General features: G+C 60.2%; 14 protein-coding genes and 1 pseudogene. 5 read left to right on the top strand and 10 right to left on the bottom strand.

The genetic code is table 11. The features are described from left to right. The 3 genes from FJW04_RS20120 to FJW04_RS20110 form a co-directional block, all read left to right on the top strand. Positions 1-1,495, top strand: a 1,495-nt coding sequence (locus FJW04_RS20120) for an OmpA family protein (protein ID WP_140716176.1), incomplete at its 5' end; no start/stop codon positions are given. 11 nt (positions 1,496-1,506) lie between these two features. Further along, positions 1,507-2,001 (top strand): Rab family GTPase, encoded by a 495-nt coding sequence (locus tag FJW04_RS20115; protein ID WP_140661355.1) that lies wholly within the window; start codon positions 1,507-1,509, stop codon positions 1,999-2,001. 3 nt (positions 2,002-2,004) lie between these two features. Beyond that, a complete protein-coding gene (locus FJW04_RS20110; RefSeq protein WP_140716174.1) occupies positions 2,005-3,075 on the top strand; it encodes an adenylate/guanylate cyclase domain-containing protein in 1,071 nt (356 codons plus the stop codon). A 125-nt stretch (positions 3,076-3,200) separates the two neighbouring features. Here FJW04_RS20110 and FJW04_RS20105 read toward each other — a convergent pair whose 3' ends face one another. Continuing rightward, positions 3,201-3,881: a redoxin domain-containing protein gene (locus FJW04_RS20105; protein ID WP_140619026.1), complete on the bottom strand. Its 681-nt coding sequence runs from the start codon at positions 3,879-3,881 to the stop codon at positions 3,201-3,203. 19 nt (positions 3,882-3,900) lie between these two features. Continuing rightward, the gene (locus tag FJW04_RS20100) at positions 3,901-7,200 is read right to left on the bottom strand and encodes an adenylate/guanylate cyclase domain-containing protein (protein ID WP_181172999.1); all 3,300 of its coding nucleotides are present in this window, start codon (positions 7,198-7,200) and stop codon (positions 3,901-3,903) included. A 237-nt stretch (positions 7,201-7,437) separates the two neighbouring features. On the opposite strand from FJW04_RS20100, the gene FJW04_RS20095 reads away from it, so the two are divergent. Continuing rightward, positions 7,438-9,201 carry an adenylate/guanylate cyclase domain-containing protein gene (locus tag FJW04_RS20095; RefSeq protein ID WP_140716170.1) on the top strand — a complete coding sequence of 588 codons (1,764 nt, stop codon included), beginning with the start codon at positions 7,438-7,440 and terminating at the stop codon, positions 9,199-9,201. A gap of 22 nt (positions 9,202-9,223) precedes the next feature. Here the strand turns inward: FJW04_RS20095 and FJW04_RS20090 are convergent, their stop codons facing one another. From FJW04_RS20090 to FJW04_RS20070, 5 genes and pseudogenes are all read right to left on the bottom strand, one after another. Further along, positions 9,224-10,603 (bottom strand): hypothetical protein, encoded by a 1,380-nt coding sequence (locus FJW04_RS20090; RefSeq protein WP_140619030.1) that lies wholly within the window; start codon positions 10,601-10,603, stop codon positions 9,224-9,226. A gap of 59 nt (positions 10,604-10,662) precedes the next feature. Continuing rightward, positions 10,663-10,956, bottom strand: coding sequence for a hypothetical protein (locus FJW04_RS20085; RefSeq protein ID WP_140716168.1), 294 nt, complete (start codon positions 10,954-10,956; stop codon positions 10,663-10,665). Positions 10,957-10,967: 11 nt separating this feature from the next. Next, positions 10,968-11,246 (bottom strand): annotated as a pseudogene (locus FJW04_RS20080) (IS1 family transposase); the annotation flags it as partial. 185 nt (positions 11,247-11,431) lie between these two features. Further along, a complete protein-coding gene (locus FJW04_RS20075) occupies positions 11,432-11,953 on the bottom strand; it encodes a GNAT family N-acetyltransferase (protein ID WP_140716166.1) in 522 nt (173 codons plus the stop codon). Between the two features lie 73 nt (positions 11,954-12,026). Then, positions 12,027-12,956, bottom strand: coding sequence for a hypothetical protein (locus FJW04_RS20070; protein ID WP_246673922.1), 930 nt, complete (start codon positions 12,954-12,956; stop codon positions 12,027-12,029). A 101-nt stretch (positions 12,957-13,057) separates the two neighbouring features. Here FJW04_RS20070 and FJW04_RS20065 point away from each other — a divergent pair, with 101 nt between their 5' ends. After that, a complete protein-coding gene (locus FJW04_RS20065) occupies positions 13,058-14,473 on the top strand; it encodes an adenylate/guanylate cyclase domain-containing protein (protein WP_140716164.1) in 1,416 nt (471 codons plus the stop codon). 118 nt (positions 14,474-14,591) lie between these two features. On the opposite strand, the gene FJW04_RS20060 is transcribed toward FJW04_RS20065, so the two are convergent. The 3 genes from FJW04_RS20060 to FJW04_RS20050 form a co-directional block, all read right to left on the bottom strand. Continuing rightward, entirely contained in the window at positions 14,592-15,071 is a 480-nt protein-coding gene (locus FJW04_RS20060) for a class I SAM-dependent methyltransferase (RefSeq protein ID WP_140619036.1), read from the bottom strand. Positions 15,072-15,274: 203 nt separating this feature from the next. After that, positions 15,275-16,456, bottom strand: a complete 1,182-nt coding sequence (locus tag FJW04_RS20055) for an ABC transporter permease (RefSeq protein WP_140716162.1) — start codon at positions 16,454-16,456, stop codon at positions 15,275-15,277. After that, the gene (locus FJW04_RS20050) at positions 16,453-17,451 is read right to left on the bottom strand and encodes an ABC transporter permease (protein ID WP_140619040.1); all 999 of its coding nucleotides are present in this window, start codon (positions 17,449-17,451) and stop codon (positions 16,453-16,455) included. Before FJW04_RS20050 ends, FJW04_RS20055 begins: the two co-directional genes overlap by 4 nt. Positions 17,452-17,453 lie beyond the last annotated feature (2 nt).

Here is a 17,453-nt window from a genome sequence, read left to right as displayed (position 1 = left end):
GGACCCGCTTGCCGTCGACCCGCAAGCCCTGCTGTCGGGAACGCAGCTCGATACCGCCCGGGTCCATTCGCAGTGGCGATCCTATCAGAGCCTTGAACCGGAGTTCGTGTTGAAGCGGCTGACGGCGTCGCTAACTCCGCCGGCGTCAATACGGCTTGCCATCGTCGATGGGCGCATCGTTGCCCAGGGTGAGGCTCCTGACACCTGGATAGATCGGGCGCGCGCCGCCGCCCGACAGCTTTCGGCAGGCGGACCGGTATTCGATGTCTCGAGGGTCCGCGATGTAAGCCCCGAAGCACGCGCGGCAGAGCACTGGCAGGCCTATGTGTCGCGCCTGGAGACCCAGCCGGGCATCACCGTTGCCGAACAAGATATACGCGATGGCCAATTCTATATTGCCGGCCTGCGGGACCCGCTTGCCGTCGACCCGCAAGCCCTGCTGTCGGGAACGCAGCTCGATACCGCCCGGGTCCATTCGCAGTGGCAATCCTATCAGAGCCTTGAACCGGAGTTCGTGTTGAAGCGGCTGACGGCGTCGCTTTATCCGCTGAAATCGGTTCGGCTTTCGATCGTCGATAATCGCATTGTTGCCGAGGGTGAGGCTCCCGACACTTGGATAGATCGGGCGCGCGCCGCGGCCCGACAGCTTTCGGTAGGCGGACCGGAATTCGACATCTCCAGGGTTCGTGATGTGAGCCCCGAAGCACGCGAGGCCGAGCACTGGCAGTATTATGTGTCGCGACTTGAGGCCCAACCGGGGATCATCGTCGCTCAGCAAACGGTTAGGGGCGGCCAGTTCTACATTTCTGGCCTGAGAGACCCGCTTGCCGCCGACCCGCAAGCTCTGCTGTCTGGAACGCAGGTTGATCCTGCCCGCGTTCATTCACAGTGGCAATTCTTTCAGAGCCTTGATCCAAAGTTCGTGGTGAAGCGGCTGACGGCGTCGCTGTCCCCGCCGAAATCGGTTCAGCTTTCGATCATCCAAGGTCGCATCCTAGTCGTGGGGGAGGCGCCTGCTGCGTGGATCAACCGGGCGCAGGCCGCCGCTGAACAGCTTTCGGCCGACGGAGTGGTTCTGGATGTCTCGCAGCTGCGCGAGCTTAACCTTGCAGAACTTAATTATTTGAGAGAGGCCATCCAGACGACCGACATTTTCTTCTCTTCCGGCAAAGTTGTGCCGGGACCAGAGCAGCTGCCGGTTCTCGACAGGCTGGCGGATCAGATAAAGGAATTCGCCCAAAATGCCCGCAAGTCAGGCGTAGCTGCGCGCTTCATGCTGACCGGGCATTCGGACGCCACTGGCCGTGAGACGGCCAACGCGTCGATCAGTGCAGCCCGCGCCGAGACCGTTCGTGCGCTTCTCAACAAACGCGGCGTCGCTCCGGAACTGCTGCTGGTTCGGGGCGCGGGCACTTTTGAGCCGCTGGTGCCTGAAAACAGTCAAGCCGGGAGCTCCACCAATCGCCGGGTTTCGATTACGGTAAACCTGGACTAGGGGAGCCCAAGATGGTGCAAAGAAAGATCTGCATGCTGGGCGGGTTCGCCGTCGGAAAGACGAGCCTGGTTCGCAGGTTTGTGCAAAGCATTTTTTCAGAAACCTACCTGACCACGGTGGGAGTGAAAATCGACAAGAAGAATGTCGCACTCCCGGATAAAACCGTCGATCTGATTTTGTGGGACTTGGCCGGCGAAGACGACATCGGCTCATTCCGCGTCAGCTATGTTCGAGGTGCAACCGGGCTTGTGCTAGTCGTCGATGGAACCCGCGCTGCGACACTTGCCGTGGCGCTCACGCTGCGCGAACGGGCCGAGGCCGAATTCGGCGCAATGCCGTTCGTAGTGCTGATCAACAAATCCGACCTGGCCGATCGGTGGGCAATATCGGATGGTGATATCAACGAACTCAGGCAGCGTGGATGGCAAATCTATCTCACGAGTGCACTCTCGGGTGAGAATGTCGATGATGCGTTTCGTCAACTTGCCTTGATGGTAACCAAGTAGACCATGCACGGATTGCCCAAAGAAGTTAGCAGTTGGATTTTCAAATTCTTCTACAATGGGAACTCCGTCGCGTATCTGAAAATCGACCCTCAGCTTTGCGTGGCTGCGAAGGGCGGTAATGTTGAGCATTACGGGCTCTCCTCGCTTCGCATTGGCGAGCGTGTTGCCGAGCAGCTTGAATTCATGGAAGGTTTGCTGCCTTGCCCGGAGCTTCCGTTTCACATTGCCATGGTCGAACTGCCCAGCGGGCGTGTCGCTGACCTTCATTTTTTTGCTGACAATGGCTGCGTGTGGCTGCTCTTTCTTGACGCCACTGCCGAACGCGACAATAGGCAGCGGCTTCAACAAAAGGCTTATGAAATGACCCTCCTGCAAGAGAGGGAGCGTCAACTCAACAAGGAATTACAATCGACGAACGAGGCGTTGAGGAAGAGCCAGGAGGGGTTGGCGCGTGAATACCATCGCGCCGAAACCCTGCTCCTCAACATACTTCCGGCGTCGATCGCGGAGCGGCTAAAGGCGCACAAAAAAATTGCTGACAACCATGCAGAAGTGAGTGTGCTTTTTGCCGACATAGTCGGTTTCACAGAACGAGCGCGGAGCGTCGGAGCCGTAACGACACTCGCAATTTTGAATTACTTCTTCAAGGCGGCGGATCGGCTCTCGGAACGATACGGCTGCGAAAAGATCAAGACAATCGGCGATTGTGTGATGGTGGTCGCTGGCCTGCCCACCGCGCGTGCCGATCATGCGAAGGCACTCGCGCGCTATGCACTTGAGCTGCGTAAGGCGGTCAAGCGCGAACGCTTCGCAGGAGAACCGCTGAGACTCAGAATTGGAATTCACTCAGGGCCAATCGTCGCCGGCGTCATAGGCAAGAGGCGGTTCGCCTATGATTTGTGGGGCGAGACGGTCAATCTTGCCTCGCGTATTCAGACCTCCGCGGAGCCCGATGAAATCCGAATTTCGGATGCAACTCGCCAAATGCTTGGACCAAATTTTGCTTGCGACCCACTCGAGGAAACGGAATTGCGTGGTACAGGTCGTGTGCGAATGTGGCGGCTCCCGGCCTGATTGCCGCGCAGCAGTGCCGATCCTGGGCCCATTCATCTCAAGCCCCAAGCTGTAACGCGAAGTTTTGACCGATAGTGGCCTTCTTGTCCGCATTGCAGATGGCAGCAATGCAGTCTTCCGAAATCTTATTGAGCGACTTGGGACACGGCTGACATCAGCTCTTGCGGGTTTGGCGCCCCAAACATGTATCGCCCACCTTCTGGCACCTCCGTGAAGCTCCAGCGGACAATCCCTTGCCGGTCCAGTAGGAACTGACCTATCAGTTGTCCGTGTCCCGTCGCCATCATCTGCTCGTCGGCTTCGGTCACTTCATAATTATCGCTCTTGTTGAGGATTTCGGTGGCCGCAAAAGGATCCATTGGACCGGGCAACTCGCTTGGCATGTCGACCAGCATATCCTTTGCGGCTGCGATCGAAACCTTGTACGGCCAGTTCGTCTCGTTTTGGGTGAATTCGAGATTGGGCAGCCCAAAAGCACGATGCGAAGCGCGTTCAGGATCCGAGGCCGCAAGCAGAGTCGGCATCGGGTGGTAGCGGAAATAAAGACGCGCCCGTTCGATCGGTGTGTTGACCACGGTCAGGCTCTCCACGCCCTTTTCGCGCAGCTCCGGATCAAGCCGCGCCTGAGCGGCGATATGGCGCCGGCAAAACGCACAATGCAGACCTCGAAACAGACCAACCAGCACCGGTTTTTGTCCGCGAAAGTCGTCAAGCGCGATCTTGCCATCCTGGGTAATGGCGTCGAGGACCAAGTTCGGCGCACGGTCGCCCAGTTGAAGCGGTACCAAGTCACTACGCGCGGACATTTCCAACCTCCAACCCCGGCTAATCGAGAAAGGGCAGCACCACAAGCGCTTCCGGGTCGAGCCCGTGCTGGGCGCATATACCCTGCGCCAAGGAAAAGTAGCGTTCTGCCTCGGCAAGATTGTCGAGGTCGAGATTAAGCGTTGCCAGACCATCATAGCACGGAAACAGCAGTTGGGGTTCGCCCGTTTCGCGCGCTACCTCCAGTGCCTCGTGGAATAAGCCAAGGGCCAGTTCCGGACGGCCGTTGCACTGGTGGATTTGCCCAAGCACAAGCAACGGCACCGGCAGGTGCTCTCGCTGGTCGAGTGCGCGGTCGATCTCGATAGCTTTCTCGGCAGCAGGCACGCCCTCTGTTGGACAGCGATCCGTGAAAGTACAACAAGCGACCGCCAGATTGGCGAGAAGGCGCGCCTGGAAGCCCAAATCCCCAATATGGCGCGCGACTTCAAGACCGCGCCGACAGACCTCCATCGCCTGTGCGGGATCGATGGTCGTGTAAAGCACGCCTAGATTGGTGTAGCCGCGACAGGCCGCGCCCAGCAGACCGGCGGCTTCGGCCAATTCAATGCTATGCTCGACCTGACGCACGGCTTCACGGTTTCGCCCAAGGCGAGCCAGTGCGACAGCCTTGGTATTGAGTGCCTCGGCGGTCACGAGAGTGGCATCACGCCCCACCTCGGAGACATGCTCCGTGGTGCGAGTGCGTACGCAATCCAACGCCGCGTCTGCCCATTTTGCCGCGAGAGCGTGATCTCCGCTACGGAACGCCTGTCGGCCACGTTCTTGCCAGAGATGCGCCTGCTCGACCGGAGCATCCGCTCCTTCGAGGAGCGCTGCCGCTTCAGCGTAGCGGAATTCTGCTTTGTCCCGCTTGCCGACGTCCCAGAGCAGCCGACCGATTTTACGCAAAACGCGCGCAGAGGCTACGCGATCAGCCGACTCACGGTATGCCTGCAAGGCCGCCTCGTAGTGGTGGTGCGCGATCTCGCGGCGGCCCGCCGAGCCGCTCAAATCGGCAATGCGCTCGGCAATTTTCAGTTTGAGCGGTGTTTGCCCGGTCGCCTCCAACGCAGTCAGTGCTCGCTCGTAGAAACGAAGGGCGTCGTCGTTGGCGTAAATCATGCGGGCGCGATCGCCGGCCGCCTGCAGGTAATGCGCGCCCTTCTCCCGCTCGGCGCTTTGTGCGAACTGGTGACCGAGCACGGTCAAGTCCTCGAGCCGTTCCGGATTATCGCCGCACAGTTGCTCCAAGGCAGCACCTATCCGCCCGTGGATTTCGGTCCGGCGTTGCCGGAGCAGATTCTGGTAGATCACGTCCTGCAACAAGCTTTGCGTAAAGCGGTAGCTTTGCGACGAGATGGAGCCTGATCCGGCAACTTCCTCGATGATTTCCGCATCGCAAAGCAGTTCGCAGCCTGCTTCTAGCCGGGCGGGGTCGGCTGTCACGGTCTTCAGAAGGGTGGCATCGAAGCGCGCGCCGATTACCGCGGCTTCCTGGGCCAACCGGCGCACCTCTTGTGGCAGCCGGTCGACGCGAGCAAGCAACATTGCCTGGATAGTGGCGGGAATGTCGGTTGCGACTTCGCCTGCTACGGTCCGCCATCGTTGCCCCTCGCGCACCAGTACACCGCGATCAACAAGGCCGCGAACAATCTCCTCTACAAAAAGAGGGTTGCCACCCGCTCGGTCGAGGATCTGATCGACGAGCCCTGCTGCGGAGCTTACCCAGCTCTCGCCGAAAAGCGCCACCAGCAGGCTGCGCCCTTCATCGCCGTTGAGCGGCGAAAGCCTGAGCGCCGTGTGACTGACCCGACCTGAGTCGAGCTGGCCGCTCTCCGGTGCCGAGCGATGCGTGACCAGCACCATTAACCGCGTGCGTTCCAACCTGTCCATCACGAAACGTAGTGCCTCGAGCGAAACGGCGTCGGCCCAGTGCAGATCTTCGACGACAATCAACAGCGGCGACAACGCAAGCCGCCGTTCGATGATGGTGCGGACCGCGTAGAAGATTTGCCGCCGTAGCTGCTCGGGTTCGACATGCTGCAAGGTGGCATCCGGGTCGCCAAGCCCAACCACATGGTAGAGCAAAGGCATCAGCCGCTTCGCCTCCTCGCCCTGCAGGCCGAGATCGGCAAGCAAGCCTGAGAGCTTCCCCCGCATATCGTTCCCATCGTTGTTTTGCATCATCCCGGCAGCACTGCGCACCACTGCCCCCAGGGCGCCAAATGATTGTTCGCCCAGTGGTGAGCACGTGGTCTGTCGCACGGCGACGTTGCGAAAACGGTCCTCGTCGCCGACACGGGCGACGAACTCCTTCACCAGCCGCGATTTCCCGATACCGGCTTCTCCGACGAGGCGGACAAGTTGGGCCGTGCCGCCGCACGCCTGGTCAAGGCTCGCCAGCGTTCTGTTGAGCTCCGCACCGCGACCTATCATCGGCGCGCTGAGGCCGAGCGCCTCGAGCCCACGCGCTGCACGCGGCTCCGCAAGCGGTGCATCCAATCGATGGACGAGCACACTGCCGGCCTTGCCGCGAAGCACGACATCACCCATCGACTCGTAAGAGAAGGCATGCCGGGTCAGCCTGTGAGTGAGTTCGCCTACCAGCACTTCTCCCGGTGCGGCCAGCGATTGCAGGCGTTGTGCTGTATTCACCGTGTCGCCGGTCACCGAATAGGATTTGGCGATGCCGATGCCTAATCGTCCAGTAACGACGGGGCCAGTGTTTATGCCGATATGAAGTAATAGAGGCGAGCCGGAGTGGGGGGTGCTTTCGCCGAGCCGCGCCGTCCGGGCGATCATGTCGAGAGCGGCGCGAAGCGCGCGTTCCGGATCGTCCTCATGCGCGACCGGCGCACCGAACAAAGCGAGCAGTGCATCGCCGATGAATTTGTCGACGAACCCACCAAAATTTTGCACCGCCGCCGTCAATTCCTTGAACAGCTCGTTCTGCAGCGTTTGCATGACCTCAGGGTCGAGCTGCTCGCTGAGTGTCGTGAAGCCGCAAAGGTCGGCAAAGAGGACGGTTACCGTCCGGCGATCGGCGTCAGAGATGGGCTGCAGCCCCTCGTCGTTATCAATGTTCGCAAGCAGCGACGGAGTTCGAGAGGGCGGCACAATGGTTCGGCTTGGTGTCGGAGCAAGCCGTTCGACGGCTTTTGCCGGCGCACCGACGCTTGCCCCACATTTCGGACAGAACCCGAAATCAGATGCGCAGGGATAACCGCAACTGGCGCATGGCACGGGCTGGCGCTTGCCACACCTCGGACAGAAAGCGTAACCGCCCTCAACCTCGAAACCGCAGCCTGCGCAGTCCATCGAGCCAGACCTCACTAGGGGCCGCGACGGCGTGTTCTCCCTACGCATTTCCCGGCCGGTGTATTCACAAGCATGAACCCATAGCGGTGGATGGGCAAGTGGCAGCGCAAATGGGCATCGGGCGATCGGGTGGGCCTGTGACAGCGCGCAGCCAATTCGGTTCTGCGTGGCTGTCGGTTGCGAAAGTTCCCTCTTGGTTCGGTCTTCCTGCTATCGTGAAGATAAGGAGACGGACCCTTGAGCGAGAATCGTAAGCTAGCCGCAATTCTAGCTGCGGATGTGGTCGGATATAGCCGGCTCGCGAGCGCGGACGAAGATCGTACATTGGCGAGGTTGCGGGCACTGCGCAGCGACCTGATCGATCCGATCATCGCAGTGCACCACGGCCGGGTGATCAAGCGCACTGGCGATGGGGCCCTGGTTGAGTTCCGCAGTGTGGTGGATGCCGTGCGCTGCGCCATAGAGGTTCAGAATGGTATGGTTGAGCGCAATGCAGGCGTGCCGCAAGACCGCCGTATTGAGTTCAGGATCGGCATCCATCTGGGAGATGTGGTCGAAGAAAGCGACGGCGACCTGATGGGCGACGGCGTCAACATCGCTTCGCGTTTGGAAGGACTCGCGGCGGCCGGCGCCATCTGCCTGTCCGAGGATGCCTATCGCCAGGTCAAGGCCAGGCTCGACCTCTCCGTCAGCGATCTCGGCAGCACACAGCTCAAGAACATCGCCGAGCCGATCCGGGTCTATTCGCTACAAGTTGGCAGCGCCGATACCGCGATCCCGGAAAGCGCAACTAGCCGGCCGGCTACGGCAGTGCCGCCGAAGCTGTCGATCGCCGTGCTGCCGTTCGCCAACATGAGCGGTGACGCCGAACAGGACTACTTCGCCGACGGCATCTCCGAGGATATCATCACTGCCCTGTCCAAACTGTCGCAGCTCTTCGTCATCGCACGCAATTCGTCGTTCACCTTCAAGGGCCAGAACGTCCATGTGCAGGAGGTGGGCACGAAACTCGGCGTGCGGTATGTTCTTGAGGGTAGCGTACGCAAGTCAGGGAACCGGGTGCGCATCACCGCGCAGCTCATCGACGCAGCCTCGGGCGGCCATCTTTGGGCGGAGCGGTTCGATCGCGACCTGACCGACATATTTGCCGTGCAGGACGACGTGACGCAACAGATCGTCGGCGCGCTGTCGCTTAATCTGACCGCGGGCGATCGGCAGCGGCTGGCGCCCGAGTACCCGCGCAATACGGAGGCGTATGACTATTTCCTGCGGGGCAGGGAGCTGTGGCACCGGCTGACGAGGGAGACGAACGTCGCGGCTCGCGACCTCTTGCAACGTGCCATCGAACTGGACCCGAAATTTGCCTCTGCCCACGCATTCCTGGCCCTTACCCACGGCATCGATTACCTGAACCGCTGGGGTGCGTCGCCGCCCGAATCGATGGCGCAAGCGGACGAGGCCGCAACGCGAGCGGTAATGCTGGATGGCAGCGATCCCTGGGCGCACTGGGCGCTTGCTATTGTCAAGCTGTACACACGGCGACACGATGGGGCCGTCGACGAGGCCGAGCGCGCGCTCGTCCTTAATCCGAACTTCGCCGAAGCGCACGTTGCCCTCGGCGAGGCGTTGTACTATTCGGGCAGATCCGAAGACGCCCTCGAGAGTTTTGCCCGGGGGAAATTCTTGAATCCATATTTCCCGGATGTGCTTCTCCACTTTCAAGCTTTGGCCTTGTTTCAACTTGGAAGGTACGAAGAGGCCGCTGACCTCTTGCTGCAACGGCTGGCTCGCAACGCTGTCACCGACGTATCGCGGGCGCTTCTGGCCGCCAGCTACGGCCAGCTGGGCCGTTTCGCCGAGGCCCAAGCGGCATGGCGGGACGTGCTTCGCGTCAATCCCGACTATTCGCTGGAATACCGTCGCAAAATCCTGCCCTACAAGAACCCTGCCGATTTCGAACTCATGGTGGAGGGGCTCCGCAAGGCCGGTATAGAGCAATGACAAGTGGGGCCAGGCGTCCGGATCAGACGCTGTAGGCTTGGCCGATCTTGCGCCATCGCGCGTTTTCGCGGACGAGTTTCAGGTTGTCGGTGGCCTCGGCAAATGTCCGCGAACGGTATTGCCGGAGCAGGTCCGCGAAGAGCGCCCCTTCCGGTAGGCCGGCAAGCTGCTCGCGGACCGAAATCTTTTCATCGATGACCCGGGTGCCCCAAGCATTTTCCCTTACCTGCAGCTCCGCAGCCAGATCACGCTCTTCCGGTGCGGTTTCGTCCAACGCAGCTAGGAGGATCGAGTGGAAAAGCGCTACATAGCCAATCTGTCTCAGGCCGCCGACAACCCGCACCCGCGGCAAGATGGCGAGAACCAGGAACGTCAGGAACAAGTTCGGCAGCAGCACGCCGTCAAGCAGCGCCTGCTTGAGATGCGGCCGCTCGAAGGGGATGGACAGACCATGCGGCTTATCAAGCTCGATCAGGGTCCCGTCCTCAAGAACGAGCTTGCGCACGCGCTCCTCGCGGATGCCCCAGAAATAGTCCGTGGCATTGGGGAGGAACCTGCCGAATGGGCCCGATGCGGCCTCTTGCAAGGCATGTTCGAGACGCCGGCGTCTTGCGGGTTCGATGAGCAGCCTGGAAAGAAGACCGCCGTCATATTGTAGATGCCGCGCCATGGCAGCCGCGGCGAGGCGATCATCGATGAAAACCGGCAGGGCCATGCCGGAGCGATCCCAGTTGGCGACCAGATCCTCGTTCAGCGCTGTCATGGCATCGGCGGCGGTTCCAAAGACCTTATCCTGGCGGGCAAGCAGTGTACCTAGCCAGCGGCTGGCATCCGTTTCATCGCCCACCGCTTCGAGCGCGCGCTTGTTGAGGGAGACGGGACCGGCTGCGCAGGCGCTTTTGCGGCACAGCTTGTGGCGCCCCATGCCAAACAGGTTGACCTTGTCGTCACCGACATCGAGCCACCCGGGCCCCTCCCGGCCAATTGTCTCCATGGTCATCGTCGTTCCCATGAAGCCGACGAAGGCTGACAGCCCGTTTTCGACCGCGCCGAGCCAGGCAAACAGGAGGGCATCGAAGGTGGTCCGGTCCATCAGAAGCAGGCAGTGCAGACCGGACTGAATCACCGGTCTGTACTCAAACTCATCGAGGGCCTTGCCGATCTGCTGAGGCTGCATAATTACACCGAGGCGCTGATGCAAGACTTCGCGCAGGATCGAGCGGGCAGCGATCGCCGGGCTTGATACTGGCCTTGCCACCGGCCGCCACAGATGGCGGGCGTAGTCGGAAACGGGAGCATTCCAGTTCTGCTCGATGTCACGCACGACTTCCGGGCAGAGCAGCGACAGTACAGCCAGAATTTCCGCCGGAGGCGCAGGGGTTGGATCAAAGCCGTCGGTCATCGGTCCCGTCTAGCCGCTTGCGGGGCAAACGCCAAGTGAGAGCGGATCCGGGTAGTGGGTCAGTTTGAAATTAACCGCCAGATCGTCCAATAGTAGACTGCTACATGCGTCGCTTCGACCATTGCCAGTGTAGCTGCAAAGACTCCGACCAAAGTGACGGAAGGATGCCGGTCGAGCCATGACGGTGGCTGGTCGCAGTCGCCTTTGATAGCAGCGAAAATCGGTTTCCAAGTAGCGATAGCGCGAAGCCCCGTCCAAATAGCGGCCCACACCAAAACGAATTCAACGGGAAAGCCCCGAATGGCGAAATAGATCGGGCCGACGATAGACAGTAATGGAACCACAATGTTCATGCGGGGCGCGTCTAGTACGGGCCGCGAACCATTGGCTTCTCGGCTTCCTTCGCCTCGATAAGCGCAACTATGTCGCTAATCTCCCAAAGCTGGTCAGTCACGCGAGCGGCCATCGCAGGCGTCACGCGCAAAGTGGCATGGATGCGCACAAAATTGTAATACATAAAATGCAGCGCGACCGCGTTGGCGTGAGCCTCAACCTTGTTGGAAAAGCCATTGGTTAGGCGCGTAAAGCGGCGCATGTGCATCCGCATGGTGAGGTTCTGGCGTTCGGCAAATGACGTGCTGACATACTTGAATTTCAAACTGACCCACTACCCGGATCCGGCACGAATTGTCTACGTCAACGCCATAAACTAGGTTGTCGGGGACGATGCAATGAGCCTCAGATTGCGTGTTGTCGCGGTCCCGGCACTCCGAGGATACCTGCTGTCGACCGCGCTCGTGTCGCCAGCAGCGTTGATAAAAGCGGATCTTAGAACCGCAGCCGGGCCATACTCAGGAGGTCGCGGTACTGGCCGTCGGTAAAACCGGCCTTCACATGCCGGCCTTCGACCTCGAAGCCGTGGCTGGTGTAGAGGTGGATGGCCGGTTCGTTGTCGACATAGACGCTCAATTCGACCCGCTTCAGGGCGCGCCAGTTGTCGGCCACGTCAAGCAGCGCGCCAAGGATGGCAGAGCCGATACCTTTGCCGACAAAGCCGTCGTCTAGGCCGATATTGATTTCGCCGACATGTGAACGGCGCGGCGAGCTTTGCACGACCAGGCTGCCATGGCCGACGACCTTGCCGTCCAATTCGGCGACGATCCAGGTGTCTTCGTGGCCGGACTTGGCGATGCGCCGCTCAACCTGGTCTACCGTCTCGAAGGGCATCCTGAACGTGCCCCAGCGGAAGCCCGGCATGTTGAAGATCGCGCAAAGCGCCTCCGCATCGCTTCGCCGGACGGCCCGGAGCTGCGGCTGGATCTTCTCGGATGGCGAGGTCGTGCTGGTCATGGCTTCCTGGCGAAATGTATCGGCCCCTCACGATGCACCGGACGTCACCTGAAAATCCAGCCGTCTCTGCCGCCTATGCTGTCGAATGCAAACCAAAATACCGAAAGCCAGTGTAGAGTTTTAAGGCGCCGCTGATGCCGATCCAGCCGAAAAGGGCGAGCCAGCTCAATGTAGCGGCCGCCGTCCAGTCGATCCGGTGCACCGCGCCGTCGGTGATGACGAGGCCAAGGATGGAAAGCAGGCCGACCAGAAATTGCGCCAGGCCTAGCACCAGCAATTCTTCGCGCGGCGCGCTTTTCCAAATAAGGTAGGTGCCGCCAGCGCCGGCGAGGAAGATGGCGCTATAGACCTGGGCGTGGAAGGGATCGACCGTCCATGGCCAGGTGCTGCTGACCATAGCGGGAAACAGCAACATGCCCAAGCCATAGAGGCAAAGGACCGCCGTTTCCGCCAACATGTAGCTGCGCCATGCCGGGCTTGGGGTCACGCCACTTGCTGGCTGACGGGCCCTGGCCCGCCACAGGAACAGCCCCGATACGGCGACCGAACCAAGATAGACCAGAAACCAGAGCCAGGCCGCTTTTCGCTCGAAGTCGAAATAGCCGAGATTGATCAACGAAACCACCGACACTATGAGGGTGAAGATGAACGCCATGACCAGCACGAGCCTGCCCGGCGACCAGCGATTCCAGAATAAGAGCGCCGCCATCACTGCCATTTCGGCGGTGTAGAAGCCGCCGAGAAAGCGGGCACTGAACGGCGTGACGGGCCAGGGCCAGCGCGGCTTGACCAGCGCAGGCGCGAAAAACAGGCCGGCGCCGACGATGAGGACAATAATGACCCCAGCCGAGAAAAGCCGTAGCGCCGCGGGAAGTGGCGGGTTGTTGGATGTCGGCACGGGAGAAAGCCCCAAAGATGAATGCCCCATGCACCCATCATAGTGCCGCTTGCGGCCGGTGAAAATCCGCCGCATGCAAATTGAGCTGTCATCAGATCTATCCATTCGAATGGCCGTTCGATCCGTTTCGACGTAAGATGCGGTGCGCGGACCGAAGCCCGGTCCGGCCAATACGCCTCGGGGCGCAATTTTCCGGAGCCTGCACCATGACCGAAGCTCAGGATCTGTTCTCACTTCTGCGGCAATCGACCGATGTCGAACCGCAGGCAATCGATGCGATCCGGCGAACCATCGCCGAGGGCAAGGACCGCGAGCTTTGCCGCATCAATGGGCTGGCCTTCGCCAGCAAGAATGGCCTCGACGAGGAACGCACCATCAGCGCCTTTCTCCATGCGGCGCGGGTGGGCATCTTCGACATTTCCTGGAATGTTCTATGCCCGGGCTGCGGCGGCGTGCTCGACACCAACGCCACGCTGAAAACCATGCAAAAGGACGAATACACCTGCGCGCTTTGCTCCGAGGGCTATTCGCCAACCCTCGACGAGATGGTCGAGGTGACATTCACCGTCAGTCCACGCATACGCAAGATTGCCGCCCACACTCCACACGAACTGCCGTTGGTGGAATATTTCCGCCAGATCTACTTGGCGTCCGGCGCCGACCTGCCGGAAGAAGATTTGGCGGAGAAGATGGAAGCGTTCTCGCTGGAGGATATCGAGCTTGCGCCCGGTGAAAAGGCGGTTCTGCCCATACAGCTTCCGCCTGAATTCGTCATCGTGTTCGAGCCGGTCACGCATTCAGCGCAGTTCATCGACGCTAAGGGCGAACCAACAAAAGAGCGCCGAAGCCTCTCCTTGGTTTTCGACCGCGACCATGTCCAGAACCAGACGTTGGAGATGCAACCAGGCCCTTTGCGCATTTCCCTGGAAAACAAGACCGAAACCCGCGTGCTGCCGACGGTCTTCATCGCCGGCCACGCATTGCACGATTTCCTGGGCAAGCGCCGGCCCTTCCTGACCGCCAAGCGCTTGCTCACCAACCAGACGTTTCGCGATCTCTATCGCACGGACACGCTCGATATCAACCAGCGGCTGAAGATCACCAGCCTGACCTTCCTGTTCACAGACCTGCGCGGATCGACCGAGCTTTACGAGCGGGTCGGCGATCTGTCAGCCTTCGATCTGGTGCGCGAGCATTTCCAGGTGCTGCACGAGATCGTCGCGGCGGAGGCGGGCGCGGTGGTGAAGACGATCGGTGATGCGGTGATGGCGACCTTCGCGACGCCTGATCGTGCGGTGGCCGCGGCCCTCAGGATGCGCGATGCCATGCGTGGGCTCAATGGAAAAAGCGGGCGCGAGGACCTGCTGCTCAAGATCGGAGTCCATGCCGGCCCTTGCATCGCCGTGTCCATGAACGAGCGGCAGGACTATTTTGGCCAGACAGTCAATATTGCTTCACGGGTCCAGAACCTGGCCAACGCACAGGCGATCTTCGCCACCCGCGCGGTGATCGACGACAATCTCACCGCCGATCTGTTGCACAGGAACGCGCTGACGCCCGTGCCTCACGAAGTCTCGCTGCGCGGCATTGAGCGGGAGATCGCGGTGTATACAATCCCCTGAGGAATTGCAGGATGAGTGCGAAACGTTTCCGGGGGAAAGGCGGGCGTAGCGCTCTCGCTTGGGAACTGCGTTAAAACAAAGAGCTGGAGCAGCGTTATGGTAGAGCGCTCTCGGCCGCTCACAAGCGCTTGCAGAGGAAATAACGATCGGCAGGCTCCGACGTCGGCGCCGGAAGGCGTTGCAGCAGCGGGTGATCGAGCGGCGTGCCGCTGACGGCGAAGCCGCCAACGCGAAGCAGGCTCGCAATCAGATCGGGAAGCCAGGTAGCGGTCACTGCATCGCGATCATCATAGCCGGTCCCGATGTCGGCATGAACAAGGGCGGCCTCGATGCCAATGAACTTGCGGCCGGTTTCGCGTATTTCGCCGAGCACGAGGTTTTCAGCTTCGGGAATTGAGCTGGCGTGTGCGCCGACTTCGCGGTCGAACACCACGATCCGGCGCCCGGGCAGGCGCTCGCGCAGATGGTGGAACGTCCGGCCATTGCCGAGGCCGAGCTCGAGCACCAGCCCTTCCATCTTCGCCACCTCGGGGCAGACGTGATCGAGAATGTCACGCTGTGCTGTCATCCTGCTGATGAAATTCTCGAGACGACTCATATGCTTTTTGTATCCTGAACCAGATCAAGAGATCGGCTATGCCCGCGACACGACCTGTTCAGGAGTGCATCCCCAAGGCGACGCGCTAAGCTCGATTGAGTGTCGGCACATATAAGGGCGGACGATGAACACTGCAACAAGTACGGCCGCAGGGATCATAACGGGTGGAACAGGCGGCACAGCGTGCCGCCTGAATAGCGATCTCACTTGTAGGGGTCTGCGGCGTCCCGCAGGCCGTCGCCGAGGAAGTTGAACGCCAAGATGACGAGAACGACCGGGAGCATCGGCAAAAGTAGCCATGGATAGAACGCGATCACGCTGACGCTGCGCGCCTCGGTTAGCAGGATGCCCCAGCTGGTTGTCGGTGGCCTCAAGCCCAGCCCAAGGAAGCTCAGCGCCGTCTCGCCCAGGATCATGCCGGGTATGGAGATCGTGGCGGTCGCGATCAGATGCGACATGAAGCCGGGGATGAGGTGCCGCCGGATAATGCGGCTGCTGCTGGCGCCCATCAATTGTGCCGCCAGAACGTAATCCTCCTCGCGCAAGGCCAGAAGCTTTGAACGCACGGCCCGCGCCAGTCCGGTCCAGTGGAGCAGCCCGAGGATGACGGTGATGCCGAAATAGATCAGGATTGGGCTCCAAGTTATCGGCATGATCGCCGCCAGGGCCAGCCATAGCGGAATGCTGGGGATCGATTGCAGAACTTCGATTATCCGTTGAACGATCAGGTCGAAGATACCGCCGTGATACCCAGCCAGTCCGCCTATGACAATGCCAAGCAGGAAGCTGAAACTGATGCCGACCAGGCCGATTGTTAGTGAAATGCGTGCGCCATAGATGATACGCGAGAGCACGTCGCGCCCCAGCCTGTCCGTGCCGGCCAGAAAGAGCTGGCCATTTTCGGCAGGACAGAAGAAATGCCTGTCACCTTCGAGGAGGCCCCAGAACCGGTACCTGTCGCCTTTGCAGAAGAAGCGAATCCGCTGAACGTCATCCTGTTCGTCGATGTAGTTGCGCTTGAGTGTGTCCATATCCAGCGTCATCTGGCGACCATAGACGAAGGGCCCGACAAGCTGGCCGTTGTGGAACAGGTGTACCCGCTGCGGCGGCGAATAAATGTAGTCCATGTTGCGCGTGTGCAGATTGTAGGGCGCTATGAATTCGCAGAGCAGTATCCCGAAATAGAGCGCTGCCAGAAATATGCCGGATACAAGAGCAAGCCGGTGCCGTCGGAATTTCCACCACATCAGCCGCAACTGCGACGCCTGAAAGACCTTCGACTGCTCGGCCGTCATCGCCTCGACCGATTGCAGGTCAAAGGGCTCGATGGAAACATAGTGTTGCAGTGGGGCACCCGGAGCGGGCAGGGGCGATTGCTTGTTCATTTGGTGCTGCCGCCCTGCAAACGAATTCGTGGATCAAGCAGCGCCAGCGCCAGGTCGGAAATCAGGACACCGATCACGGTCAGAAAGGCAAGGAACATCAGGAAAGACCCTGCCAGATACATGTCCTGGCTTTGCAGCGCTCTGATCAGCATCGGCCCCGTCGTTTCCAAAGACAGCACTATCGCGGTGATTTCAGCACCGGAGATGATGGCCGGCAGGATAGAGCCGATGTCGGAAATGAAGAAGTTTAGCGCCATGCGCAGCGGATATTTGACGAGCGCCCTGAAGGGATGAAGGCCTTTGGCGCGCGCGGTCACGACATATTGCTTGTGAAGCTCATCGAGCAGATTGGCGCGCAGGCGCCGGATCATGCTTGCCGTGCCGCCGGTGCCGATGATCAAGACCGGGATCCACAGATGGGCGAGGATCGACTTCGCCTTGGCCCAGCTCATTGGCTCACTGAGATATTGCGGGTCCATGAGATGACCGATGGAGGTGCCGAACCAGATATTGGCGAAATACATCAGGATCAGCGCCAGCATGAAATTCGGAATGGCCAGGCCGAGAAGCCCGAACAGAGTAAGGCCGTAGTCGCCCCAACTGTATTGATGTGTGGCGGAGTACATGCCGATCGGAAAGGCGATGAGCCAGGTGAAGATGATCGTGACGAAGGAAACCAGCACGGTCAGCCACATTCGGTCCCCGACGACGTCGCGAACCGGCAGCTCATATTCGAAAGAATAGCCGAAATCGCCGTGCAGCATCCCGCCGACCCAGTAGAAGTAGCGAATGACCGGCGGCTGGTCGAAACCATATTCCTTCCGCATCATTTGGATGCGGTCGGAATCTACCGCTTCGCCCTGGGCCCGAAGCTCGGAAATGTAACTGTCGAAATAGTCGCCTGGGGGAAGCTCGATGATCGTGAACACCAGCGCCGATATGATCAGCAGCGTTGGAACCATCACAGCGATGCGCCAGACAATATATCGAAACACGC

Source organism: Mesorhizobium sp. B2-7-3 (assembly GCF_006440715.1).
Classification (GTDB): Bacteria; Pseudomonadota; Alphaproteobacteria; order Rhizobiales; family Rhizobiaceae; genus Mesorhizobium; species Mesorhizobium australicum.
Note: the sequence above shows the minus strand (reverse complement) of the source record. Positions and strands in the feature narration are given on the sequence as shown.

Excerpts from the sequence above, each read along its gene's own strand:
- FJW04_RS20115 (WP_140661355.1), top strand. The coding sequence starts at position 1,507 with ATGGTGCAAAGAAAGATCTGCATGCTGGGCGGGTTCGCCGTCGGAAAG.
- FJW04_RS20110 (WP_140716174.1), top strand. The coding sequence starts at position 2,005 with ATGCACGGATTGCCCAAAGAAGTTAGCAGTTGGATTTTCAAATTCTTC.
- FJW04_RS20105 (WP_140619026.1), bottom strand. The coding sequence starts at position 3,881 with ATGTCCGCGCGTAGTGACTTGGTACCGCTTCAACTGGGCGACCGTGCG.
- FJW04_RS20100 (WP_181172999.1), bottom strand. The coding sequence starts at position 7,200 with ATGGACTGCGCAGGCTGCGGTTTCGAGGTTGAGGGCGGTTACGCTTTC.
- FJW04_RS20090 (WP_140619030.1), bottom strand. The coding sequence starts at position 10,603 with ATGACCGACGGCTTTGATCCAACCCCTGCGCCTCCGGCGGAAATTCTG.
- FJW04_RS20085 (WP_140716168.1), bottom strand. The coding sequence starts at position 10,956 with ATGAACATTGTGGTTCCATTACTGTCTATCGTCGGCCCGATCTATTTC.
- FJW04_RS20075 (WP_140716166.1), bottom strand. The coding sequence starts at position 11,953 with ATGACCAGCACGACCTCGCCATCCGAGAAGATCCAGCCGCAGCTCCGG.
- FJW04_RS20070 (WP_246673922.1), bottom strand. The coding sequence starts at position 12,956 with ATGGATAGATCTGATGACAGCTCAATTTGCATGCGGCGGATTTTCACC.
- FJW04_RS20065 (WP_140716164.1), top strand. The coding sequence starts at position 13,058 with ATGACCGAAGCTCAGGATCTGTTCTCACTTCTGCGGCAATCGACCGAT.
- FJW04_RS20060 (WP_140619036.1), bottom strand. The coding sequence starts at position 15,071 with ATGAGTCGTCTCGAGAATTTCATCAGCAGGATGACAGCACAGCGTGAC.
- FJW04_RS20055 (WP_140716162.1), bottom strand. The coding sequence starts at position 16,456 with ATGAACAAGCAATCGCCCCTGCCCGCTCCGGGTGCCCCACTGCAACAC.